This window comes from Rhodoferax sp. (assembly GCF_034520025.1).
GTDB lineage: Bacteria > Pseudomonadota > Gammaproteobacteria > Burkholderiales > Burkholderiaceae_C > Allorhodoferax.
This window is the reverse complement of record NZ_JAXHNZ010000002.1, coordinates 1,775,222-1,796,853: the sequence shown is the minus strand read 5'-3', so window position 1 is coordinate 1,796,853 and position 21,632 is coordinate 1,775,222. Positions and strand designations below refer to the sequence as shown.

The following is a 21,632-nucleotide window of genomic DNA, read 5'->3' as shown; positions in this document are numbered from 1 at the left end:
CACCATCACGGTCATATTCCAACTACCCGACAGGGTTCAGAAAGACCGTTATGACCAACTTCTTTTTACACCACCATGCCAAACGCACGCTCATCGGTGCCGTGACCACCCTGGTGCTAGTCAGTGGGCTTGCCGCGTGCGGCCACCGTTCACACGACTACGGCACCAACATGAGCGCCGAGCAATATGCCGCCAAGCGCGACAAGATGGTTGATAAGGTTGCCAGCAAGCTCGACCTGAATGCCGACCAGAAAAAGCTGTTGGCGGTGGTGGGCGACAAGATTTTCGAGCAGCGTGCCGCCTTGATCGGCCAGACCCAAGACCCACGCGCTGAAATGAAAGCACTTGTGGCCGGCGACAAGTTTGACGCGGCCCGCGCCCAGGCCCTGATCAACGACAAAACCGCTGCCATCCAGACCAAGAGCCCCGAAGTTATCGCCGCCATGGCCAACTTTTACAACAGCCTGAACACCGCCCAGCAACAAAAGGTGCGCGAGTACATGGATGGTCGCGGCCACTGGTTCAGCCGGGGCTGAGTGTCATGGCGCCGGTCACCCTGAACGCGATTGCGGCGCCGCTGCGCGCCTACGGGGCCGTAGTGCTGGAGGGTTACGCCGAGCCCCACGCCGAAGTCATGGCTCTAGTGTGGGGCCCGCGCTTTGACCGCGAGCACGCCCTGCGATTGCTGGAGCGCCGCCCGGGTTATGTGCCCCAGGTGTTGCACGATGTGCAAAAGGCGGCCGACCTGTTTGACCGCCTGGCCGATGCCGAGCGCGACCGCCTGCGTAGCCTGATCCAGCGCCACCGCAGCTTGTTGCGCGGGGATGGCGGGTGTGAACCGGGATGTGACAATAGACCAGCAACCCACTGACGCCCATGCACCGCATTCTGCTCATCGATGACGACACCCAGCTTGGTGGCCCCCTGGCCGCCTACTTTGCGCGCTTCGACATGGCACTGGAGCACTGCCTGCGCCCCAGTGACGGCTTGGCGCGCTTGGCGCAGGGCGGCATCGATGCGGCGATTCTGGATGTGATGCTGCCCGAGATGGATGGCTTTGCCCTGTGCCGCGCCATCCGCAAAGATAGCGACCTGCCTATCGTCATGCTCACCGCACGTGGCGAAGTCATGGACCGGGTGGTGGGCCTGGAGCTGGGAGCCGACGACTATGTGCCCAAACCTTTCGAGCCGCGCGAGCTGGTAGCCCGCGTGCAAACTGTGTTGCGCCGCCGCGCACCTTCAGCGCCCAAGGCCGCTGCGGCCGACCTCCACCAGCTGTGCTTTCAGGGGCTGCGCATCGACATAGCCACCCGCACCGTACTGCGTAACGGCGAAGCCGTGGACCTCACGGGCACGGAGTTTGACTTGCTGCTCCTGCTGGCCCGCGCGCCGGGCAAGGTGTTTAACCGTGACGACATCCTCAACCAGCTGCGCGGCCATGAGGCCGAGCTCTACACCCGCGCGGTGGACATCGTGGTTAGCCGCCTGCGCAAAAAGCTGGAGCCGCTGGACTGCATCAAAACGCTGCGCAACGCCGGCTACACCCTGGCACTAGCCACGTCGGGTGCCACAAGCGCTAACACCCCATGATGACGAGTCGCGATATGCTGCGCGCCTGCCAGAGCTGGCCCGGCGTTCGAGAGTGCATACAGGCGCAACGCAGCGCCAAGCACTTACTGGCGCATTCGCTGCGCTTCCGGCTGATGGCCCTGTTTATGCTGCTCGCGCTGGCCATGGCCACCATTTTTGTATTTGGCATGCAGGCGGCCTTGAGCATGGGCTGGCGCGATGCCGCCAAGCCCCTGGTGGCTGATTACATCGATACCCTGGCCACCGGGCTGGGTAGCCCGCCCAGCATTGAGCGGGCCCAAGAACTCACCGGGCGCTTGCCGCTCACCCTGCGTATTTCAGGGCCGGTGGTGAACTGGCGCAGCCATACCGAAGACCTGTATTCCCGCGCAGACTCCCGCTACGGCTCGCCAGCCGAAGAGTTACGCTTTTTTGAGCGCACTACGGCAGATGGCCACCGCATACGTTTCGGGCTCAATGTGCAAGCCTGGCACGACCGGCCGCGCTACATCGGCTGGGCTACCTTGGCGGTGTTGTTGCTCCTGACGGCGCTGGCCTACCGGCGCGTGCGCCGCATGCTGCGCCCGCTGGACGACATCCGCGCCGGTGCCCTGCGCTTCGGTGCCGGGGACTTTGCCCAGGCCATTCCCGTGCGCTGCTCGCACCACTCGGACGAGCTGGGCGAACTCGCCGCCACCATCAACACCATGGGCGCCGACATCCACCAGATGCTGGAGGCCAAGCGCACCTTGTTGCTTGCTATCAGCCACGAGTTGCGCAGCCCGCTCACCCGCGCCCGCCTCAACACCGAGCTGCTTCCCGAAACCGCCGATGTGCAAGCCAGCCGCGATGCGCTCTTGCGCGACTTGGCGCTCATGCGCGATCTGGTTACCGACTTGCTGGAGAGCGAGCGCCTGGCTAGCCCGCATGCCGCACTGCACCGCGAGGCGGTAGACGTGCGCGCCTTGGTGGAAGACGTGGTCTGCGAGCTGCAAACCGCCCATGCCACGGCAGACGGGCAAGCGGGCCCTGCCATCGCCATGCAGTTACCCCCGGCCTTGCCCCGCTTGCAGCTGGACCCGACCCGCATCCGCCTGCTGGTGCGCAATCTGCTGGACAACGCCTTGCGCCACAGCGCGGGGGCGCCTGCCGCGCCGCAAATCACGGTGCAATGGGCGAACGGGCAGTTGTCGGTCGCCGTGCGCGACTTCGGTACTGGTGTGGAGGAAAGCCAGCTGCCCCACCTGGGTCAGCCCTTCTTCAGGCCGGATGCCGCCCGCACGCGCGAAGGCGGTGGCGTGGGGCTGGGCCTGTACCTGTGCCGCCTGGTGGCGCAGGCCCATGGCGGCAGCTTTGCCGTGCGCAATGCCCAGCCAGGCTTGGCGATTGAAATTGCTCTGCCAGCCGCTACAGTGTGAGCTGCAGCGCGGGGTGGACAACGCTTTGCCCCGGCGCCCTGATGATTTCGCTATATTTTTGATAGCTGCTTGCGCATATTCTGCGAGCGCTGGAGCCTGATTTGACTACCAAAACTCTCGTATTGCTCCCCGGCCTGATGTGCGACGCCGCTGTGTGGGCGCCGCAGGTGCAAGCCCTGTCCGCCAGCCACCACTGCGTAGTGATGGACTGGGGCCTGACGGATTCGCTCACCGCCATGGCGCAGCAGGTGCTGGCCACCGCGCCCGCTACCTTTGCCCTGGCCGGCCACAGCATGGGCGGGCGCGTGGCCCTGGAGGTGATGCGCCTGGCCCCCGAGCGGGTGGAGCGCCTGGCCCTGCTGGACACCGGCGTGCACCCCCTGGCCGAGGGCGAAGCGGGCGCCAAAGAAAAAGCCGGCCGCATGGCCCTGCTGTCGCACGCGCAGCGCGCCGGAATGCGGGCCATGGGCGCCATGTGGGCGCGCCCCATGGTGCACCCCGCCGTGGTGGGCGGCCCGGTGTTCGAGCAAGTGCTGGCCATGCTGGAGCGCAGCAGCCCGGCCCAGTTTGCGGCGCAAATCAACGCGCTGCTCACCCGGCCCGACGCCGCGCCGGTGCTGGCCGGCATCACCTGCCCGGCGCTGGTGCTCACCGGCCGGCAAGACGCTTGGAGTCCGCCCGAACAGCACCAGGCCATGGTGGACGCCATGCTCGCCGTGCGCGCAGAGCTGGTGGTGCTGGAAGACTGCGGCCATATGAGCACGATGGAGCAGCCGGACGCCGTCAACGCCGCCTTCGCCCGCTGGCTGGCCGCCTGAAAAGTGCCAACTTCGTCGCGGTTCCTGTAACCGTTACAGCACAAAGTTACAAGAATCGGGTCCGGAGCGGTAACAATCTCCCCCTTGGCCGGAAAACCCCGGCCTCCCAACACTGAATCTCACCATGTCGACATTTGAAATTGAAGGCGGCGTGCCCCTGCGAGGCACCATTCGCGCTTCCGGCAACAAAAACGCCATCCTGCCCATGATTGCGGCCTGCATCCTGACGGACCGGGAAGTCATCCTCGACAACGTGCCCGACATCATCGACGTGCGCCACATGCTGGACGTCATCGTCGAGATCGGCGGCAAGGTCGAACGCAGCGGCGAGCGCGTCAGCATCCATGTGGCCAGCGTGCGCACCAGCGAAATCGGCCAGGCCCTGTGCAACAAGGTCCGCACTTCCATCCTGTGTGTGGCCGGCCTCTTGCACCGCACCGGCTCTGCACGCTTGTTCCCACCGGGCGGCGACGTCATTGGCCGCCGCCGCTTGGATACGCACTTTTACGGCCTGCAAAAGCTGGGCGCCAAGGTCAGCATCAATGGTGTGTACGATTTCACCATGCCCGGCCCGCTGACGGGCGCTGAGCTGTTTTTTGACGAGCCCTCCGTCACCGGCACCGAGCACATCCTCATGGCCGCTGCCGTGAGCCGCGGCCACACCCTGATCCGCAACGCCGCCTGCGAGCCGCACGTGCAAGACCTGGCCCACCTGCTCAACGCCATGGGCGCCAAGATCAGCGGCATAGGCACCAACCAGCTCAGCGTGGAAGGCGTGGACTCGCTCCACGGCACCACCTACACCGTGTGCCACGACCATATCGAGGCTGCGTCTTACCTAGCGCTGGCCGCCGCCACCGGGGGCGAAATCACGGTCGAGGGCACCGACAAGCACGCCTACGGCATGTGCCACCGTGTGTTCGAAACTCTGGGCGTGAAGATTGATTTGCACGACCACCACATCTTCCTGTCCGGCAACCAGCGCATGGCGGTCACCCGCGACTTTGACGGCGCCATGCCGGTGATCGGCGACGGCCCCTGGCCCCAGTTCGCCACCGACCAGATGAGCTGCATGATTACCCTCGCCACGCAAGTGGAAGGCAATGTGCTGTTCTTCGAGAAGATGTTTGAGTCGCGCCTGTACTTTGTGGACAAGCTCATCGGCATGGGCGCCGCCGCCGTGGTGTGCGACCCGCACCGCGTGGTCATCAGCGGCAAGAGCCGCCTGCGCGGCACCACCCTGCCCAGCCCCGACATCCGCGCCGGCATGGCCCTGTTGGGCGCCGCCCTGTGCGCCAGCGGCAAGTCCACGGTGCAAAACGCCAACATGATCCAGCGCGGCTACGAGAAGCTAGACGAAAAGCTGCTCGCCCTGGGCGCACGCATCACCCACAAGTCGAACTGAAGGCTGCACGCGAGGGCGTGCTTGCTATCAAATAAAGAGCTGCTAGCGCATATTTCATGGGCGTTGGCGGCTGATTTGAGAGGGATTTGATGAAGCCATTTCCTGTTCGCCTCACCCCCGGCCAAGACCTGCGCGCTGCGCTGGAAGCCGCGGTTCTCGCCCAAAACTGCCGCGCAGCGTTCGTGTTGTCCGGCATCGGCAGCCTGTCTACAGCGGGCATCCGCCTAGCGGGGGCGGTGCAGCCCACGCGGCTGACCGAAAGCATGGAAATCCTCACCCTCTCGGGCACAGTGGCTGCCGGTGACGACAAGACTGGCTCGCACATGCACATGGCAGTTTCCACCGCGAATGGGCAGGTGCTGGGCGGGCATGTGGCGCCGGGCTGCATCGTGCTCACCACGGCCGAGGTGCTGCTGGCCCTGCTGCCCGACTGGCAGTTCACCCGCGAGCCGGACTCGCTCACCGGATACGATGAACTGGTGATCCGTCCCCGGAATTGATTTGCTATTTATTTGATAGCTGTTTGCGCTTATTCCAAGAGCGCTAGTGCCCTATTTGCTTCACAAACGATCATGAAAAACTTTTACAACCACCTCCACGCTCAGCACCAGGGCAAAGTCGAAATGTTCCGCGGCGCGCTGGTGCCGTGCTTTGAGGTGCCGGCCCGTGCCGACCATGTGCTGGCTGAGTTGCAGCGCCGCCAGCTGGGCGCGGTGCTGGAGCCGCAAACCTTTGACGAGGCCGCGCTCACCGCAATCCACAGCCCACGCTACCTGAAGTTTTTGGCGACCGCTTGGGACCAGTGGGTGGCGCTGGACGCAGCCAATGCGGACAAGGACATCCTGCCCTCAGTGTGGCCCACGCGCACCTTCCGCACCGACATCGAGCCCGACAACTTTGCAGCCAAAGTGGGCTTGTATTCGTACGACGCAGGCACGCCCTTCACCAGCGGTACCTGGGTGGCTGCACGCGCCGGGGCGCACTGCGCCTTGAGCGCTGCGCAAGCGGTGCTGGCCGGCGACCGCGCCGCTTTTGCCTTGAGCCGCCCGCCCGGCCACCACGCAGGGGCCGACTTTTTTGGCGGCTACTGCTTCCTGAACAATGCCGCGCTGGCCGCCCAGCACCTGCTGGACCAAGGCAAAGGGGCGGGCGTGAAAAAAGTGGCGGTGCTGGATGTGGACTACCACCACGGCAATGGCACCCAGGCCATTTTTTACGACCGGCCCGATGTGTTCTTTGCCAGCATCCACGGCGACCCGCGCACCGAGTACCCGTTCTACCTCGGCCATGCGGATGAAACGGGCACTGGTGCGGGTCTGGGCGCTAACCTCAACCTGCCTTTGCCGCGCGGCACCGACTACGCCACTTGGTCCCAGGCCCTAGAGACGGCACTGGCTGGCATTGCCAAGTTCGGCGCAGATGCACTGGTGGTGTCGCTGGGGATGGACACCTTCGAGGGCGATCCGATTTCCGGCTTCAAGCTCACCACCCAAGACTACCTGCGCTTGGGCGAGCGCTTGGCGCGGGCGGGCCTGCCAACGGTGTTTGTGTTTGAGGGCGGCTATGCGGTGGACGCAGTCGGCGTGAATGCGGTGAATGTGCTTCAAGGCTTTACCAGCCCGTAACATTTGCCCCCGAAAACCCCGCCTTCGAGCGGCTAAGCTTCCATTTATGAGCAACATTTTTCAACTATGCAGCCCTGTGTGGCTGCAGCGTGGCCTGCGCGCCACGGTGCTGACTATCGCCTGCGCCGTAGTAGCACCCGCAATGGTGCAGGCCCAAGGGGTGACGGCCACCCTCGATAACGCAGCCTCCACCGAGCGCCTGATTGCTGAGTTCGGCAGCTGGATTGGCAACCCCCAAGATGCGGACCAGGTGGTCACCACCTTGCGCAGCGGTCGTCCGACGGCTACTGCAGGCGCTGCGAGCCAGGAGCCTGCGACCGGGCCCTTGGGCTATGGCGAGGTGCGCTTGGCCCTCAAGCTGGCGCAAGGCGCCCTGGCGCAGCAGGGTGTTACCAATCCGGATGCTGGGCAGCTGCAAGCCGCTCTGCACGGCGGCGTGCTGCGTACACCGCAAGGCGAGCAGGCCATGGACGGTGTGCTGCCCCAAAAAGCGCAGGGCACGGGTTGGGCCACCATGGCTGGGCGCTACGGCCTGACCACCGAAGACCTGCTGCCCCCACCGGGCAAGGCGGTGGTGGTGAAGCGGGCTAAACCGCCGTCGGCCAAAGCCAAGGCCAGCAGCAAGACCAAAGCCAAATCAGGTGCCAAAGCGAAAGCGTCAGCCAAAGGCAAGGCCAAGGCAAGCACCAAAAAAGCCGTGAAGAAAACGGCCAAGCCGGCAGCCAAAGCCAAATCGGTTCCGGCCAAAAAGAAAGCCGCCAAAAACTAGGCGGCGAAAAGCCAGTCCGAAAAACCAGCACGTGGGTGGCGGCCGTTCAGGCTTGGCGGCGGTGCTCTTTGAGCAGCGTGCCTAGCCCAAGGGCGGCCACCAGCATCAACACAAGAGGGAAGATGACGGTGGCGGAGCGCTCAATGAGCGCACCGCTGATGCCTGATGCCACCAGTCCGCCAAGTGTGTAGTTGAGCACCAGCACTGCCGTGCTGTTGACTAGCTGGTTGCCTTTTTCGCGGGCGCCGATATCGGTCATGCACAAGGTGTAAAGCGCGCTACCGGCTGCACCGAGTAAAAACACCACCGGCCACACGATCCACGGCAAACGCACCACCGCCAGCAGTGCGGCAGCGCACACGAGTGCCATCGCTGCCACGCCCACCATGAGCGTTCGGCGGCCTTGCACCGGGTTGGCAAAGCGGTCAGCCACCATGCCCACCGGAATGGCAACCAGTGTGCTGCCGGCACCGCTGACTGAGATCATCAAAGCCGCTGCGCTGGCACCCATGCCCAGCGTGAGGCCGTAGAGAGGCAGGATGGAGGCCAGGCCCAACTCAAAAAAGCCACCGACAAAGCCTGCCAACATCAGGATAGGGTGCTGCTGCACCGCCAGCCACAAGCCGCGCGGGCCTGCGTGGGCGGTATCGGGCTCGGCAGGAGGCGCAATCGGGGGAATCAGCGCTGTCCACAGCAAGCCGATAGAGAGCAGCGCAATTACCAGGCCCAGCGCCGCGTGGCCGCTGCTACCGGTCCATGCGAGTAGCGTGGGGCCGATTACAAAGGTCAGCCCGACCATGGTGGCGTACATGCCCATGGTGCGGCCGAGGCGCTCGGGCGGTGAGAACTCGGCGATAAAGGCCTCGGCCAGCACCCAGCGCATGCCGCCCGCAACACCAGCCAGCAATTCCAGGGCAAACCACAGGCCCAGGTGGTCGGTCGCCATGAACCCGATGGCTGCAGCCAACGGGACCCCCGAGGCAAACCACATCGCGCGCCGCCGCCCCCAGCGCTGGGTGATGGCCGAAGCAAATGGGGTGACGATGAAGATGCCCAGCCACGTCGTAGCGGCAAATAAGCCCGCCAGAGTGGTGGACACCTCGCGCTCTTTGAGCATCACCAGCATCAGCGGCGACAGCATGAAAACGCCCGAGAGCTGAAACAGCGTAGAGCCGAATACCGCCAGCAGCCCGGTGCCCGAACCCTTGGGTGCGGGGTGGTGGGTGTCGAGCGCCTTAGTCATGGTCTTTCGCCGCCAAGATAGCCTGCGCAACTTCGGCAAAACCTGCGCCACGGGCGGAAGGGGTCACATAAGTGGGCAAGTGGCTGAGCTGCGGCACGAAGCGCGTAATGTTGGCCACGCCCGCGCTGTGGGTGAAGTGCTGGAACATGGCCTGGTCGTTGCCCGAGTCGCCCACAAACACCCACTGATCCAGATCGGCGCTCAGGTCGCGGCCTAGCAGTTCGCGGACGATCCAGCAGGCGCCGGTCCATTTGTTGAATTCACCGAAGCAGCCGTGAATGTGGATGCTGCTCACCGTGGTTTGCATGCCGTGGCTTTGCAGCAGGGCCAGCACGCGTTGAACGGTCTCGGGGGCGTGCTGAGCGAATTCCGCATAGTCAAACGCAAGGTCGGTCTCGCGGCCCGTGCTGTCGCGGCTGAGCTCCATACCCTGCACTTCGGCACAGACCTGCGCGGCAATCGCGTCCATGTGCAGGCGGTTGGCAGTTCGCACCTCGGTACTTTGTTGATATCTTTTTGATAGCGCATTGCGCATAGTGGGCGGGCGCTGAAGGCCGATTTGGCTTGTAATTGAGTTGGCAGCGCCGGGCACAAACGCAACAGCCCCGTTCTCCGCCACCATGGCATCCACCGGCCACGCTGCGCCGTCGGTACCCGCCATGAAGGGCTCGCACCACCCAATGGGCCGCCCGGTGATAGGGATCACCGTGAGCCCGGCCGCTTTCAAATCGCCCAGCGCCTGCAGCGCCTCGGGGGCGATGTGACCGTCATGGGTGAGGGTGTCGTCGATATCGGTGAACACCCCGCGGATGGCGCGGCGGCTGTCCACCGGCCATTGCGCCAGGGGCTTCAAGTCAATGCCTTTTGTTTAGCCTGCCGTCTGCAGCGCCAAGCCCGCATGCTCGCGCAGCGGGTGGAAGTGGATCTTCGGAAAGCGCTCTTGCGCCAAGCGCACGTCGTAGGGGCTGGTGCACAGGTAGGCCAAGGTGTCTGCCGCGTCCTTGGCCATGCGCATGGGGTAGGCGTTCACAAACTCCTGCAGTTCCTTCGGCGTGTCGGCAGTGATCCAACGCGCACCGGTGTACTGGCTGCTTTCCAGGCGGATGTCGGCGTCGTACTCGCCCTTGAGACGGTGCTGCACCACTTCAAACTGCAGCTGACCCACCGCGCCCAGCAGCATGTTGCCGCCCATTTCGGGCTTGAACACCTGGATGGCGCCTTCCTCGCCCAGCTGGGCGAGGCCTTGCTGCAGCTGCTTGGTGCGCAAGGGGTTCTTGAGTACCACGGTCATGAACATTTCGGGCGCAAAGAAGGGCAGGCCGGTGTACATGAGGTTGACGCTGCCGTCGGTAATGGTGTCGCCCAACTGCACGCCACCGTGGGTGGTAAAGCCCACGATGTCGCCGGCGTAGGCCTCTTCCACCGCTTCACGGCGCTGGCTCATGAAGGTCACCACCGAGGTGGGGCGCAGCTCTTTGGCGGTGCGCATGACTTTGAGCTTCATGCCGGGGGTGTACTTGCCGCTGGCCATGCGCACAAAGGCGATGCGGTCGCGGTGGTTGGCGTCCATGTTGGCCTGCACCTTGAAGACCACGCCACTGAAGGCGCTGTCTTCGGGCTGAATCTCTTTGACCACGGGCTGGCGATTCACCAGCTTAGTGCTGATGCGTTTCTGGGGTGCGGGCGCCAAGTCGACCAGCGCGTCCAGCACTTCCATCACGCCGAAGTTGTTGACCCCGGAGCCGAAGAACACGGGCGTCTGTTTGCCAGCTAAAAAGGCTTCGTGGTCCCATGCGGGCGAGGCGCCGGTGGCGAGTTCCATGCTCTCAACAGCGGTGTCCCATTCGTGGCCAAAGCGAGCCTTGAGCGCTGCCGGGTCGCTCAGGGGGATGGCGTCAAAGTCTTGCGGGCGGCGCTCGCTGCCACTCTCAAACACGGTCATGGCCTGGGTGCGCAGGTTGATGATGCCGCCGAACAGCTTGCCTTGGCCCACAGGCCAGGTCATCGGCACGCAGGGCATGCCCAATTCGCGCTCGATTTCGTCCAGGATGTCCAGGGGCTCGCGGACTTCGCGGTCCATCTTGTTCACGAAGGTGATGATGGGCGTATCTCGCTGGCGGCACACCTCGATCAGGCGGCGGGTCTGGGCTTCCACACCGTTGGCCGCGTCAATCACCATAAGGGCCGAGTCCACGGCGGTGAGCACGCGGTAGGTGTCTTCACTGAAGTCTTTGTGGCCGGGGGTGTCGAGCAGGTTGACCACATGGTCGCGGTACGACATCTGCATGACCGAGGAGGCCACCGAGATGCCACGCTGCTTTTCGATTTCCATCCAGTCAGAGGTAGCGTGGCGGCTGGCCTTGCGGGCCTTCACCGAGCCGGCGATCTGGATCGCGCCCGAGAACAGCAAGAGCTTTTCAGTGAGCGTGGTCTTGCCGGCGTCCGGGTGGGAAATGATCGCAAAAGTGCGGCGGCGCTTGGTCTCGGGTGCGTAGGTCACAGGGGGATCCAGGGTCGGGTGGGCCGCGCATCACAGGCGGGCCGCGGGGAAAGAGGGCGTATTTTACAGAGGTGCCCCGCCAGCCGCACGCGGGGTCGGCTTTAAACTCGCCCCACAACAAACACAGCATTCGCGGAGACAAGCGTGAGCATCAAGCAGTTGGCCCAGGCACTAGGGCTGTCCACCTCCACGGTTAGTAGGGCCTTGAACGGGTACACCGACGTCAACGCACTCACCCGCACCCGTGTGAAAGAGATGGCAGACGCCATGGGCTACCGCCCCGACGCGGGTGCGCGCCGGCTGGTGCGCGGCAATACTGATGCGATCGGCATTGTGTATTCCGCGGCAGTCGAAAACCTGGGTAACCCGCAGTTTTTGGACATGGCCGATGGTCTGGGCGAGCGCTTGGAGCGCGAGCACCAAGACTTGTTACTGGCGGTGGCCAAAAACGAAACCGAGCTGGAAATTTACGAGCGCCTGTTCAAAGGCGGGCGGGTGGATGCGGTCATCGTGCCTAACACCCGTGTGCACGACCCGCGCGTAGATTTTTTGCTGGAAAACAACTACCCCTTTGTAGGCTACGGCCGCACCGCAGAGTGCGCGCACTATTCGTGGCTGGACTTTGACAATGACTTGGGCAGCAAACTGGCCGTGGAGCATTTGCTGGCCTTGGGCCACACCCGTATTGCGTATGTGCATGCGCCACTGGAGTTGAATTTTGCTTTTCAGCGGCATCGGGGCTATGTCAGCACATTGCAGGCAGCCGGTGTGGAGTGCCCGTCCGGCTGTTGCATCGGGGGTGTGAACGACCGGCGTAGCGGGTTGAATGCGGTAGCGCAGGTCTTGGCCCTGTCCCCGCGTCCTACGGCGGTGCTGGTAGACAACAACTTGGGCGGCGTCGGCCTGATCCGTGGGCTGATGGATGCGGGGCTGCGCGTCGGGCAAGACATCTCGGTGGTGGTGCATGGCGACATTCCGCAAGACACCTTGCTGACCGGGCTGAACGTGACTACCGTGACGCAGCCTACACCGCAAACCACCGGCATCGCTTTGGCCGAGATGGTGATGCAAGTGCTACGTGACCCCGAAAGCGGCCCTTACCAGCTGTTCCGCCAACCCGCTTTGCAAGTGGGGAGTAGTAGCGGCCCGGCCGATTGAGTGCACTCGACTTGTCGGGGCATTGTCCCGGCGGCGCGGTGTGGCATCGGCGCATGGTTAAAATGCGCACATTCCGAGGAGCGTTGCAGCCCGCCATGTACCCATGTAGGTACCGCGAGTGAGGCTCGGAACACACGGTGCAATCAGCACCGTGCCTTCACAACGGCGCTCACCCACTGGAAACGCGTGCGGTGAGTTGCTTGTCAAATTCCCTCCCCGAGTGTGCCAGTGGCTATGCAAATCAACGTTTGGAGCACACCATGAGCGCTGTATTGAAACTGGTTAAGAACGCCAAGACCCCCAAGGCTGTGAAGGCCGTCAAAGCGGTAACTGCCGCAAAGGCCGTCGTGGCCCAATTTGAAGACTTCAAGATCGCCGACCTGAGCCTGGCCGATTGGGGCCGCAAAGAGCTGACCATCGCCGAAACCGAAATGCCCGGCCTGATGGCCATCCGTGAAGAGTTCGCCAAGGCCCAGCCTCTGAAGGGCGCGCGCATCACCGGTTCCCTGCACATGACCATTCAGACCGGCGTGCTGGTCGAAACCCTGCAGTCCCTGGGCGCCGAAGTTCGTTGGGCCTCGTGCAACATCTTCTCCACCCAGGATCACGCAGCTGCTGCGCTGGTGGCCAAGGGCACCCCCGTGTTCGCGCACAAGGGCGAGTCCCTGGAAGAGTACTGGGACTTCACCCACCGCATTTTTGAATTCGGCGGCAAGAAGGGCACTGCGGCTGAAGGCCCGAACATGATTCTGGATGACGGCGGCGATGCCACCTTGTTGATGCACCTGGGCGCCCGCGCCGAGAAGGACATCAAGGTTTTGGCCAAGCCCGGTAGCGAAGAAGAAATCTGCCTGTTCAATGCCATCAAGGCCAAACTGAAGGTGGACCCCACCTGGTACAGCCGCCGCCTGAAGAACATCATTGGCGTGACTGAAGAAACGACGACCGGTGTGCTGCGCTTGAACGAAATGTCTGCCAAGGGCACATTGGCATTCCGCGCCATCAACGTGAATGACTCGGTGACCAAGAGCAAGTTCGACAACCTGTACGGCTGCCGCGAGTCTTTGGTCGACGCGATCAAGCGCGCCACCGATGTGATGATTGCCGGCAAGGTCGCTGTGGTCGCTGGTTACGGTGACGTGGGCAAGGGCTCCGCCCAGGCGCTGCGTGCTTTGTCCGCCCAAGTATGGGTGACAGAAATTGACCCGATCAACGCCTTGCAAGCCGCCATGGAAGGCTACAAGGTCGTGACCATGGAATACGCTGCCGACAAGGCCGATATTTTTGTGTCCGCCACGGGCAACAAAAACGTCATCACCTTCAAGCACATGGAAGCCATGAAGGACCAAGCCATCGTCTGCAACATCGGTCACTTTGACAATGAAATCGACGTCGCTTCGCTGGAAAAGCTGAAGTGGGAAGAGATCAAGCCCCAAGTGGACCACGTGATCTTCCCTGCCAAGGGCAAGAAGGCTTCCAAGCGCATCATCTTGTTGGCGAAGGGCCGCTTGGTGAACCTGGGTTGCGGCACCGGCCACCCCAGCTTTGTGATGTCTTCCAGCTTTGCAAACCAGACGATCGCACAGATCGAACTGTTCACCAAGCCCAAGGAATACAAGGCCGGTCAGGTCTATGTCTTGCCCAAGCACTTGGATGAAAAGGTGGCACGTTTGCACTTGAAGAAGGTTGGCGCGATGCTGAGCGAGCTGACCGCAGAACAGGCCGCGTACATCGGTGTGAGTCAAGCCGGCCCCTACAAGGCGGACACTTACCGCTATTAATAGCACCCCCGAGGCGCCTTTGGCGCCTCCCCCTCAAGGGGCAATACCAGCAGGTCGGCAGAGCCGAACCTGCGGTATCTCTGGCCTAGAGGGTGTGTGCGATAACTTTGGATAACGATGCGAATTGATCAACTTTTGGTGCAGCGCGGGCTGGCCAGCACCCGCTCGCAGGCCCAGCGCCTGATTGCGGATGGCGTGGAGTGGCTGAAGATGGAGCTTGCGGGCGAAGTCTGGAAACGTGTGGCCAAAAATGGCGATGAAGTGCCCGATGGCGCCAAGATCCGTTTGCTCGATGATTCCGAAGCGCGTTACGTGTCCCGCGGTGGCCTCAAGCTCGAAGCTGCCCTGAAGCACGTCGGCTTGTCTGTCACCGGACTGCGTTGTCTGGATGTGGGGCAAAGCACCGGTGGCTTCACTGATTGCTTGCTGCAAGCCGGTGCGCAATCGGTCGTGGGCGTGGATGTGGGCAGTGCCCAGTTGCATCCCTCGCTGCGCAGCGATCCGCGTGTGCTGTGCGTCGAGTCTGTCAACGCGCGCACGCTGTCTGCTATGGATTTGGTAGCTGCTTACGCAGATAGCACCGGCGCGGGCGGCCAATTTGATGAAGAATCAGACAGCGTGGATGACTGGGGCGATGAAGACGACTTCGACGACGAAGACGCGGCTCCGGCGCAAGAGGCTGCCGAGCCAGAACCGGTAGAACTGCCGCCTGAGTTTGCTCCGCCCTTTGATCTGCTCGTGGCTGATCTGTCCTTTATTTCGCAGACCCTGGTGCTGCCTGCAGCGGTGGAGTTGCTCAAAGAGGGTGGCATGTTGCTCACTCTGGTCAAACCCCAGTTCGAGCTGCAGCCCGGCCAGGTGGGCAAGGGCGGGATCGTCAAAGATCCAGCCATGTACCCGATCGTGGAACAGCGCTTGCGCGAGACGTGTGCAGACCTCGGGCTCACCGTGACCCATTGGTTTGACTCCGCCATCGAAGGTGGAGACGGAAACCGCGAATTCTTTATTTGTGCCCGCAAGGCGGGTTGAATCCGGCCCTCGCCAGAGCGGGGCTGAGACGGAGAACACTATGTTTACAAGCCATCGGATTCCACTGAGTCTGGAATTCTTTCCGCCCAAAACTCCTGAGGGTGCCGAAAAGCTGCGCGTGGTGCGCCAACAGTTGTATGGCCTCATCCCCGAGTTTTGTTCTGTGACTTTTGGTGCTGGCGGTTCGACCCAAGAGGGTACGTTCAACACCGTGCGCGACATCTTGTCCGAAGGGGTGAGCGCTGCTTCCCACTTTTCGTGCGTGGGTGCGACCAAAGCCACTGTGCGGGTGCAATTGGCCACCTTGAAGGCAATGGGCGTGAAGCGCCTGGTCGCTTTGCGCGGCGACTTGCCGAGCGGCTATGGCGCCGGCGGTGAGTTTCAATACGCCAGTGATTTGGTGGCCTTTATCCGTGCCGAAACCGGCGACGATTTCCACATTGAAGTGGCGGCCTACCCCGAAGTGCACCCGCAGGCCAAATCACCGGCCAGCGACCTGCAGGCATTTGCTGCCAAGGTCAAAGCAGGTGCCAATTCCGCAATCACCCAATACTTCTACAACTCCGATGCCTACTTCCGGTTTCTGGAAGAGGTGGATGCTCTGGGCGTCACAGTGCCCGTGGTGCCGGGCATCATGCCGATTACCAGCTCGACCCAGTTGATGCGTTTCTCGGATGCCTGTGGCGCCGAAATTCCGCGTTGGATTCGCTTGCGCCTGCAGAGCTATGGGGATGACGTGGCATCCATCAAGGCGTTTGGCTTGGAGGTAGTGACCGATTTGTGCGAGCAACTGCGCGCAGGCGGTGCACCCTCCATCCATTTCTACACCATGAACCAGAGTGCTCCGACTCTGGCCTTGTGTCAAAACCTCGGCCTAAGCGCCTGAGGTAACTACCGACTTAGCCGCCGGAGTCGAGGGTGGACGTCGCATTGGCGTCCTGCCCGAGCAGCTTCACCATTTGGGGCAGCGCGTCCTTGAGGGCTGCCTTAAGTGTGTGCGGTGGGTTGATCAAAAACATGCCGCTTGCGGGCAATCCGGGGCGGACCACTTCGCCTTGCTCGTCGGTCGTCAGCTTGCTCGACTTGACGGTGAGCGTCGCGTGCAACCATGATTTGCCGGCCTTGTTGGCCATGGTTTTGAGTTTCTTCGGCAAGTCATGGGCCTCTGGCCGCGGGATGATGGGGTACCACACCGCATAGGTTCCGGTGGCAAACCGCAGCATGGAGTCCGCCACCATACTTGCCACCCGCATGTAGTCGTTTTTGACCTCATAGCTCGGATCGCACAGCACCAAAGCACGGCGCGACGGTGGGGGCAGAAATTTCTTGAGCCCCTCAAACCCGTCTTCGCGCAACACGGTTACTTGCCGGCCGGCTTCGAGCTGGGCGACGTTGGCAATCAGTGTTTTGGTGTCGGTCGGGTGCAACTCAAACATCTTGAGCTTGTCGCGGCCGCTGAGGAGACTCTGGATGATGAATGGCGAGCCGGGGTAAACCGACCAGGTGTTACCGGCATTGAAGCTCTCCACCATGTCGATGTAGTCCTGCAGGGCAGGTGCAAACGGCGTCTCAGGCTTGCTGGCAACTAGTTTCAGGAAGCCTTCGGCGGCTTCTTCACTGGTCTTGGCAAAGTCTCCATCGAGTTTGTACAGCCCGGCTCCCGCATGGGTGTCAAAGACGTTGAGCGCGGTCTCTTTTTGCGTCATATGGCGCAAAACTGCCAGCAACGTGGTGTGTTTCAACACGTCGGCGTGGTTGCCGGCGTGGAAGGCGTGTCGATAACTAAACATCCCCTATGATACCTATCGACCCGCGTTGCCATGTGCATCGAGTTTGGAAAGGGCCCCTGACAGGGCCTTTGCGGGCATAAAAAATACAGAGTTCATCTCACGCCATGGTTGACATTCACACTCCGCCTGCTTCAGCCCGGGTCACTGAGGCCGGGCATATGGACGCCCTCGCAAACGGCACCCGTCTCGCCGAGTTTGAGATCAAGGGCTTGCTGGGCGTGGGCGGTTTTGGCATGGTGTACCGGGGTTATGACCATTCATTGCACCGGGCGGTCGCGATCAAAGAGTACATGCCTACCAGCCTGGTAGGGCGAGATAACCTGTCCTCTCTCACGGTGAAGTCGGTCGCAGACGCGGCGGCTTTTGAGTCGGGTTTGAGTTCTTTTATTGCAGAGGCGCGCTTGTTGGCCCGCTTTGACCACCCGTCTTTGGTGAAGGTGTATCGCTTTTGGGAGGCCAACAACACCGCCTATATGGCGATGCCCTTGTATGAGGGCATAACCCTCAAGGAGGCCCGTCGCAGAATGAGTGGGCCCCCGCCCCAGGAGTGGCTGCAGTCGGTGTTGTGGTCGGTATTGGCTGGACTCAAGGTACTGCATGACAACAGCACGCTGCACCGGGATGTGTCGCCAGACAACATTTTTCTGCAGAACATCGGCCCTCCGGTCCTGCTGGATTTGGGAGCTGCGCGACGGGCCATTCTCGATGCCAGTCAAAAGCACACGGCCATCCTCAAGGTGAATTACGCGCCGATCGAGCAGTACGCCGACGCCCGGGACATGCAAGAGGGGCCGTGGACCGATCTCTATGCGGTAGCGGCTGTGATGCACGGCTGCATCTGCAATGAGCCGCCTCTGCCAGCGACGTTCCGCGCAGTGCGCGACCGCTTGCCGGCTTTTTCGCAGGTGGCCCAGACGGCCGAGACACATTTCAACCAGAAATACTCTGACGGCTTTGTCCGAGCCATCTCGCACGCGCTGGCGATTGAGCCTGCTGACCGAACTGCAAGTGTGGAGGCCTTTACTCAAGAAATCGGCATGAAGTCGCCCCCCGATCTTGCGCGATTCGACTGGCGCAAATCTCTGGGCGATTCGGTGACTTTGGTCGAGACCGGTAATGATCCGGAACCGGTCACCACGGAGTTGCTCACAACGCAGCCGGCCCCGCATTTTCCGGAGACCGTGTTTCAGCCTGCTACGTTCGATCAATCCAAAACAGTGAAGGTGCCTCCCAAGGGAGAGTCACCGGTTAAAGAGCGCCGCGCTGAGGCCGCCCAAGGAAAGGCAGGCGCAAAGTCGCCCTGGCTGTGGATTGCAGGGGGCGTGGTGCTTGTTGGCGCCCTCGTGTGGTCCATGCGGCCGACACCTCCAGTCACAGCGGCAACACCGCCAGTCGAAAGTATCGTGCCCCCAAGCCCCCCGGTGACAGAAGCTGCGCCGGTTGTAGCTACATCACAAGTTCAGCCATCGCAAAACCCTGCCGCTGTGCCGCTTGCGCCTGCGAAATCCGCGAGTGGAACGGTTGCCAATGGTCGCGCCAAGCCGAACGCTGCTCCCAAGCAGTCTTGGGGAGCTGCGACGTCACCTGCAGTGGCCGAGAAGCCGTCGAGCCCTCCGGCGACTGGTGCCGCCACAGGGCAGGGTGGTGCCGAAACATCGTCTGCTGGCGCTTCTCCTGCGAAAGATCCCACCGCCATCTGCGCGACTGCATCGATCTTTTCGCGGACTATGTGCGTCTACCGGGAATGCCAGAAACCCGAGTTTTACAACTTGGCCGTTTGCGTGGCAGACCGCAAGCACTGGGAAGAGCAGAACAAGTCCCGCAACTGATCCCGTCAGGGCGGATTTGCGATTTTTGCGGGGGCTTTGTATAATCGAGGGCTTCGCAGCGCTTTTTGCGGCTCCGCGGCGAAGCAACTCTGGGTACCGTCTCACGGCAGTGCACAGCGTACTCCCCACCTAAGAGATTCCCAACAGAGGAACGCCGACCGTGGAAAAGAGCCCTCCCAAACCTTCTTTTTAAAGAGAAAACTCATGTCTACATTCAGCGCAAAACCCGCTGAGGTCGTGCACGAGTGGTTTGTGGTTGACGCGACCGATAAGGTCCTCGGACGAGTAGCCAGCGAAGTTGCTCTCCGTTTGCGCGGCAAACACAAGGCCATTTACACGCCTCACGTCGATACCGGTGATTTCATCGTCGTTATCAACGCAGCCCAACTCAAAGTGACTGGTACCAAGTCCCTGGACAAGGTGTACTACCGCCACTCCGGTTATCCCGGCGGTATCACAGCCACTAACTTCCGTGACATGCAGTCCAAGCATCCCGGTCGCGCTTTGGAAAAAGCCGTCAAGGGCATGCTGCCCAAGGGTCCCCTGGGCTACGCCATGATCAAGAAGCTCAAGGTGTACGGTGGTGCTGAGCATCCCCACACTGCCCAGCAACCCAAAGTGTTGGAACTGTAAGGAGCTCTCATGATTGGTGAATGGAACAATGGAACAGGCCGTCGCAAATCCAGCGTCGCCCGCGTTTTCCTGAAAAAAGGCACTGGCAAGATCACTGTGAACGGTAAAGACATCGAAAACTTCTTCGGTCGTCAAACCTCCATCATGATCTGCAAGCAACCTCTGATGCTGACTAACCACGCTGAAACGTTTGACATCATGGTCAACGTCGCTGGCGGCGGTGAGTCCGGCCAGGCAGGTGCTACCCGTCACGGCATCACACGTGCATTGATCGATTACGACGCGAGCCTCAAGCCCGCACTGAGCCAAGCCGGCTTCGTAACTCGTGACGCGCGTGAAGTGGAACGTAAGAAGGTCGGCTTCCACGGCGCTCGTCGTCGTAAGCAGTTCTCCAAGCGTTAATCACGCTGCAACCTCTGGTTGCACATCGACAGCCGCCCGAGTGCAAGCTCTGGCGGCTGTTTTTCTGTGGACTGCTAGACTTCGCCCCTCATGAGATTTCGACTCCTTCGACGCCGCCTCACCATCAGTGCGCCCCGGATGGCCGTGCGCAGTGCCATGCCGTGGCCCTTCCGCTGGGCATTACTCGCGATTGTGTTGGGCTTTTGTGCGGCCATTGGCCTGTGGGCATTTGAGTTTGGCAAGGATATTGCCGGTCTCGAAAAAGGGTCTAAGGACGAACTGGTGCAGCTCCGCGCAACCGCCGCTGCGCTACAAGCCGAAATGCTGACGCTGAAAGCGGAGCGGGATCAAGCGCAATCAGTCGCAAATACCGCCGATACATTGGTGACCGCCGAAAAGGCGTCTCAAGAAAAGCTCATCTCGCAAGTGAAACAACTCGAGGCCGACAACCGAGCCTTGCGCGACGATCTGGGTTTTTTCGAGAAGCTGATTCCTGCGGGCGGGGTTGAGGGCATTGCGATAAGGGGTCTTCAAGCGGAGCTCATCGCTCCGGGCACTTTAAAATGGCAAGCGTTGGTCATGCAGGCCGGCCGTAACAGCCAAGAGTTTGTAGGTCGTTTGGAAATAACTCTGGTGGGAACGGCAAACGGCAAGCCCTGGACGGCTTCGTTACCCGAAGGGGCCATCGCCCTCAAGGTCAAGCAATATGGGCGCATGGAGGGGGAGTTTCCCCTCCCGCCGCAAGCGGTGGTGAAAAGCGTGTCAGCGCGTGTTCTTGACGGGTCTGTGGTTCGAGCAACGCAGACGCTCAAGCTTTAAGTCTTTGAAAGCTATGCCATGTTCAATAAAAATAAGCAGCCACCCATCAAGAGCCTGATCGCGGACGGAACTGAGATCCAAGGGAACCTGTCCTTTTCTGATGGCCTGCGGGTAGATGGCACTGTCGTTGGTAACGTACATGCTGCTGAGGCGGCTATGAGCATCCTCGTGATCTCGGATTCTGCGAGCGTTACCGGTTCGATCACGGCCGATCACATCATCATCAACGGCGCGGTGAAAGGCCCCATCCATGCGCGTCGCATGTTGGAGCTGCAACCCAAGGCCCGGATCGAGGGTGACATTGAATACGCGGCGCTGGAAATGCACCAGGGCGCCTTGATCGCTGGCCAGCTGCGTCCGATGTTGCATGGCGAAGAAAAACCCACATTGAAACTAGCGGCAAACAACCAATAAGAGAATTCCCGAGCGGATTCCTGTACTATTTGTCTTATTCTCGTATCTGAATGGAGTCGCCATGAGCGCCGTTGCTGAAAACATCCAAACTGACATGCCTTCCCCGATTCTGTTCACCGACAGCGCCGCGGCGAAAGTGGCTGACTTGATTGCCGAAGAAGGCAATCCTGATTTGAAATTGCGCGTATTCGTGCAAGGTGGCGGTTGCTCCGGCTTCCAGTACGGATTCACGTTCGACGAAATCACGAACGAAGACGACACCACCATGACCAAAAACGGTGTGTCTTTGTTGATCGATGCCATGAGCTACCAATACTTGGTAGGCGCAGAAATCGACTACAAAGAAGATTTGCAGGGCGCGCAGTTCGTCATCAAGAACCCCAATGCCACGACTACCTGTGGCTGCGGTTCGTCTTTCTCGACCTGACCT

The 21,632-nt window shown here is 61.6% G+C and carries 23 protein-coding genes and 1 riboswitch; of the genes, 19 read left to right on the top strand and 4 right to left on the bottom strand.

All coding sequences use genetic code 11. The features are described from left to right. The first annotated feature begins 50 nt into the window (after positions 1-50). The 9 genes from U5L73_RS16880 to U5L73_RS16840 all read left to right on the top strand — a co-directional run bounded on the left by U5L73_RS16880 (position 51) and on the right by U5L73_RS16840 (position 7,604). Complete coding sequence (locus tag U5L73_RS16880; RefSeq protein WP_322563420.1) at positions 51-536, top strand: Spy/CpxP family protein refolding chaperone; 486 nt, start codon at positions 51-53, stop codon at positions 534-536. Positions 537-541: 5 nt separating this feature from the next. Next, positions 542-871, top strand: coding sequence for a hypothetical protein (locus tag U5L73_RS16875; protein WP_322563419.1), 330 nt, complete (start codon positions 542-544; stop codon positions 869-871). A 5-nt stretch (positions 872-876) separates the two neighbouring features. Next, a complete protein-coding gene (locus tag U5L73_RS16870) occupies positions 877-1,590 on the top strand; it encodes a response regulator transcription factor (protein ID WP_322563418.1) in 714 nt (237 codons plus the stop codon). Continuing rightward, the gene (locus tag U5L73_RS16865; protein WP_322563417.1) at positions 1,587-2,987 is read left to right on the top strand and encodes a HAMP domain-containing sensor histidine kinase; all 1,401 of its coding nucleotides are present in this window, start codon (positions 1,587-1,589) and stop codon (positions 2,985-2,987) included. The genes U5L73_RS16870 and U5L73_RS16865 overlap by 4 nt, the downstream gene beginning before the upstream one ends. Positions 2,988-3,088: 101 nt before the next feature. Next, positions 3,089-3,805 (top strand): alpha/beta hydrolase, encoded by a 717-nt coding sequence (locus U5L73_RS16860; protein WP_322563416.1) that lies wholly within the window; start codon positions 3,089-3,091, stop codon positions 3,803-3,805. A gap of 124 nt (positions 3,806-3,929) precedes the next feature. After that, positions 3,930-5,210, top strand: a complete 1,281-nt coding sequence (murA, locus tag U5L73_RS16855; protein ID WP_322563415.1) for a UDP-N-acetylglucosamine 1-carboxyvinyltransferase — start codon at positions 3,930-3,932, stop codon at positions 5,208-5,210. A gap of 89 nt (positions 5,211-5,299) precedes the next feature. Next, positions 5,300-5,710: a PPC domain-containing DNA-binding protein gene (locus U5L73_RS16850; protein WP_322563414.1), complete on the top strand. Its 411-nt coding sequence runs from the start codon at positions 5,300-5,302 to the stop codon at positions 5,708-5,710. Positions 5,711-5,782: 72 nt separating this feature from the next. Next, positions 5,783-6,835, top strand: a complete 1,053-nt coding sequence (locus U5L73_RS16845; protein WP_322563413.1) for a histone deacetylase family protein — start codon at positions 5,783-5,785, stop codon at positions 6,833-6,835. Positions 6,836-6,881: 46 nt separating this feature from the next. Next, the gene (locus U5L73_RS16840; protein WP_322563412.1) at positions 6,882-7,604 is read left to right on the top strand and encodes a hypothetical protein; all 723 of its coding nucleotides are present in this window, start codon (positions 6,882-6,884) and stop codon (positions 7,602-7,604) included. A 46-nt stretch (positions 7,605-7,650) separates the two neighbouring features. Here the strand turns inward: U5L73_RS16840 and U5L73_RS16835 are convergent, their stop codons facing one another. The 3 genes from U5L73_RS16835 to U5L73_RS16825 are packed head-to-tail and all read right to left on the bottom strand — an operon-like array spanning position 7,651 to position 11,347. After that, complete coding sequence (locus U5L73_RS16835) at positions 7,651-8,847, bottom strand: MFS transporter (RefSeq protein WP_322563411.1); 1,197 nt, start codon at positions 8,845-8,847, stop codon at positions 7,651-7,653. Further along, positions 8,840-9,700, bottom strand: coding sequence for an HAD family hydrolase (locus U5L73_RS16830; RefSeq protein ID WP_322563410.1), 861 nt, complete (start codon positions 9,698-9,700; stop codon positions 8,840-8,842). The genes U5L73_RS16835 and U5L73_RS16830 overlap by 8 nt, the downstream gene beginning before the upstream one ends. 15 nt (positions 9,701-9,715) lie before the next feature. Continuing rightward, positions 9,716-11,347, bottom strand: a complete 1,632-nt coding sequence (locus U5L73_RS16825) for a peptide chain release factor 3 (RefSeq protein WP_322563409.1) — start codon at positions 11,345-11,347, stop codon at positions 9,716-9,718. A gap of 144 nt (positions 11,348-11,491) precedes the next feature. On the opposite strand from U5L73_RS16825, the gene U5L73_RS16820 reads away from it, so the two are divergent. The 4 genes from U5L73_RS16820 to metF all read left to right on the top strand — a co-directional run bounded on the left by U5L73_RS16820 (position 11,492) and on the right by metF (position 16,201). Beyond that, positions 11,492-12,505: a substrate-binding domain-containing protein gene (locus U5L73_RS16820; RefSeq protein ID WP_322563408.1), complete on the top strand. Its 1,014-nt coding sequence runs from the start codon at positions 11,492-11,494 to the stop codon at positions 12,503-12,505. A 69-nt stretch (positions 12,506-12,574) separates the two neighbouring features. Then, positions 12,575-12,683: riboswitch (S-adenosyl-L-homocysteine riboswitch) on the top strand. 82 nt (positions 12,684-12,765) lie between these two features. Then, positions 12,766-14,286 carry an adenosylhomocysteinase gene (ahcY, locus tag U5L73_RS16815; RefSeq protein WP_322563407.1) on the top strand — a complete coding sequence of 507 codons (1,521 nt, stop codon included), beginning with the start codon at positions 12,766-12,768 and terminating at the stop codon, positions 14,284-14,286. A 117-nt stretch (positions 14,287-14,403) separates the two neighbouring features. Beyond that, entirely contained in the window at positions 14,404-15,315 is a 912-nt protein-coding gene (locus U5L73_RS16810; RefSeq protein ID WP_322563406.1) for a TlyA family RNA methyltransferase, read from the top strand. Positions 15,316-15,355: 40 nt separating this feature from the next. Then, positions 15,356-16,201 (top strand): methylenetetrahydrofolate reductase [NAD(P)H], encoded by an 846-nt coding sequence (metF, locus tag U5L73_RS16805; protein WP_322563405.1) that lies wholly within the window; start codon positions 15,356-15,358, stop codon positions 16,199-16,201. A 13-nt stretch (positions 16,202-16,214) separates the two neighbouring features. On the opposite strand, the gene U5L73_RS16800 is transcribed toward metF, so the two are convergent. Continuing rightward, entirely contained in the window at positions 16,215-17,105 is an 891-nt protein-coding gene (locus tag U5L73_RS16800) for a 23S rRNA (adenine(2030)-N(6))-methyltransferase RlmJ (protein ID WP_322563404.1), read from the bottom strand. Positions 17,106-17,263: 158 nt separating this feature from the next. On the opposite strand from U5L73_RS16800, the gene U5L73_RS16795 reads away from it, so the two are divergent. From U5L73_RS16795 to erpA, 6 genes are all read left to right on the top strand, one after another. Next, positions 17,264-18,934: a serine/threonine protein kinase gene (locus U5L73_RS16795; protein WP_322563403.1), complete on the top strand. Its 1,671-nt coding sequence runs from the start codon at positions 17,264-17,266 to the stop codon at positions 18,932-18,934. A 204-nt stretch (positions 18,935-19,138) separates the two neighbouring features. Beyond that, positions 19,139-19,567, top strand: coding sequence for a 50S ribosomal protein L13 (gene rplM, locus U5L73_RS16790; protein ID WP_087495115.1), 429 nt, complete (start codon positions 19,139-19,141; stop codon positions 19,565-19,567). A 9-nt stretch (positions 19,568-19,576) separates the two neighbouring features. After that, on the top strand, positions 19,577-19,969 hold the full coding sequence (gene rpsI, locus U5L73_RS16785) for a 30S ribosomal protein S9 (protein WP_313874078.1): 393 nt from the start codon (positions 19,577-19,579) through the stop codon (positions 19,967-19,969). Between the two features lie 90 nt (positions 19,970-20,059). Next, positions 20,060-20,788 (top strand): DUF6776 family protein, encoded by a 729-nt coding sequence (locus U5L73_RS16780; protein WP_322563402.1) that lies wholly within the window; start codon positions 20,060-20,062, stop codon positions 20,786-20,788. Positions 20,789-20,806: 18 nt separating this feature from the next. Then, positions 20,807-21,202: a polymer-forming cytoskeletal protein gene (locus tag U5L73_RS16775; protein WP_322563401.1), complete on the top strand. Its 396-nt coding sequence runs from the start codon at positions 20,807-20,809 to the stop codon at positions 21,200-21,202. A gap of 61 nt (positions 21,203-21,263) precedes the next feature. Further along, positions 21,264-21,629 carry an iron-sulfur cluster insertion protein ErpA gene (erpA, locus tag U5L73_RS16770; protein WP_313874075.1) on the top strand — a complete coding sequence of 122 codons (366 nt, stop codon included), beginning with the start codon at positions 21,264-21,266 and terminating at the stop codon, positions 21,627-21,629. Positions 21,630-21,632 lie beyond the last annotated feature (3 nt).

Bases quoted from the DNA above. Each gene is read 5' to 3' on its own strand.
- rplM (WP_087495115.1), top strand. From the start codon at position 19,139: ATGTCTACATTCAGCGCAAAACCCGCTGAGGTCGTGCACGAGTGGTTT.
- U5L73_RS16870 (WP_322563418.1), top strand. From the start codon at position 877: ATGCACCGCATTCTGCTCATCGATGACGACACCCAGCTTGGTGGCCCC.
- ahcY (WP_322563407.1), top strand. From the start codon at position 12,766: ATGAGCGCTGTATTGAAACTGGTTAAGAACGCCAAGACCCCCAAGGCT.
- metF (WP_322563405.1), top strand. From the start codon at position 15,356: ATGTTTACAAGCCATCGGATTCCACTGAGTCTGGAATTCTTTCCGCCC.
- U5L73_RS16840 (WP_322563412.1), top strand. From the start codon at position 6,882: ATGAGCAACATTTTTCAACTATGCAGCCCTGTGTGGCTGCAGCGTGGC.
- U5L73_RS16795 (WP_322563403.1), top strand. From the start codon at position 17,264: ATGGACGCCCTCGCAAACGGCACCCGTCTCGCCGAGTTTGAGATCAAG.
- rpsI (WP_313874078.1), top strand. From the start codon at position 19,577: ATGATTGGTGAATGGAACAATGGAACAGGCCGTCGCAAATCCAGCGTC.
- erpA (WP_313874075.1), top strand. From the start codon at position 21,264: ATGAGCGCCGTTGCTGAAAACATCCAAACTGACATGCCTTCCCCGATT.
- U5L73_RS16845 (WP_322563413.1), top strand. From the start codon at position 5,783: ATGAAAAACTTTTACAACCACCTCCACGCTCAGCACCAGGGCAAAGTC.
- U5L73_RS16880 (WP_322563420.1), top strand. From the start codon at position 51: ATGACCAACTTCTTTTTACACCACCATGCCAAACGCACGCTCATCGGT.
- U5L73_RS16865 (WP_322563417.1), top strand. From the start codon at position 1,587: ATGATGACGAGTCGCGATATGCTGCGCGCCTGCCAGAGCTGGCCCGGC.
- U5L73_RS16875 (WP_322563419.1), top strand. From the start codon at position 542: ATGGCGCCGGTCACCCTGAACGCGATTGCGGCGCCGCTGCGCGCCTAC.
- U5L73_RS16775 (WP_322563401.1), top strand. From the start codon at position 20,807: ATGTTCAATAAAAATAAGCAGCCACCCATCAAGAGCCTGATCGCGGAC.
- U5L73_RS16835 (WP_322563411.1), bottom strand. From the start codon at position 8,847: ATGACTAAGGCGCTCGACACCCACCACCCCGCACCCAAGGGTTCGGGC.
- U5L73_RS16850 (WP_322563414.1), top strand. From the start codon at position 5,300: ATGAAGCCATTTCCTGTTCGCCTCACCCCCGGCCAAGACCTGCGCGCT.
- murA (WP_322563415.1), top strand. From the start codon at position 3,930: ATGTCGACATTTGAAATTGAAGGCGGCGTGCCCCTGCGAGGCACCATT.
- U5L73_RS16810 (WP_322563406.1), top strand. From the start codon at position 14,404: ATGCGAATTGATCAACTTTTGGTGCAGCGCGGGCTGGCCAGCACCCGC.
- U5L73_RS16800 (WP_322563404.1), bottom strand. From the start codon at position 17,105: ATGTTTAGTTATCGACACGCCTTCCACGCCGGCAACCACGCCGACGTG.
- U5L73_RS16780 (WP_322563402.1), top strand. From the start codon at position 20,060: ATGAGATTTCGACTCCTTCGACGCCGCCTCACCATCAGTGCGCCCCGG.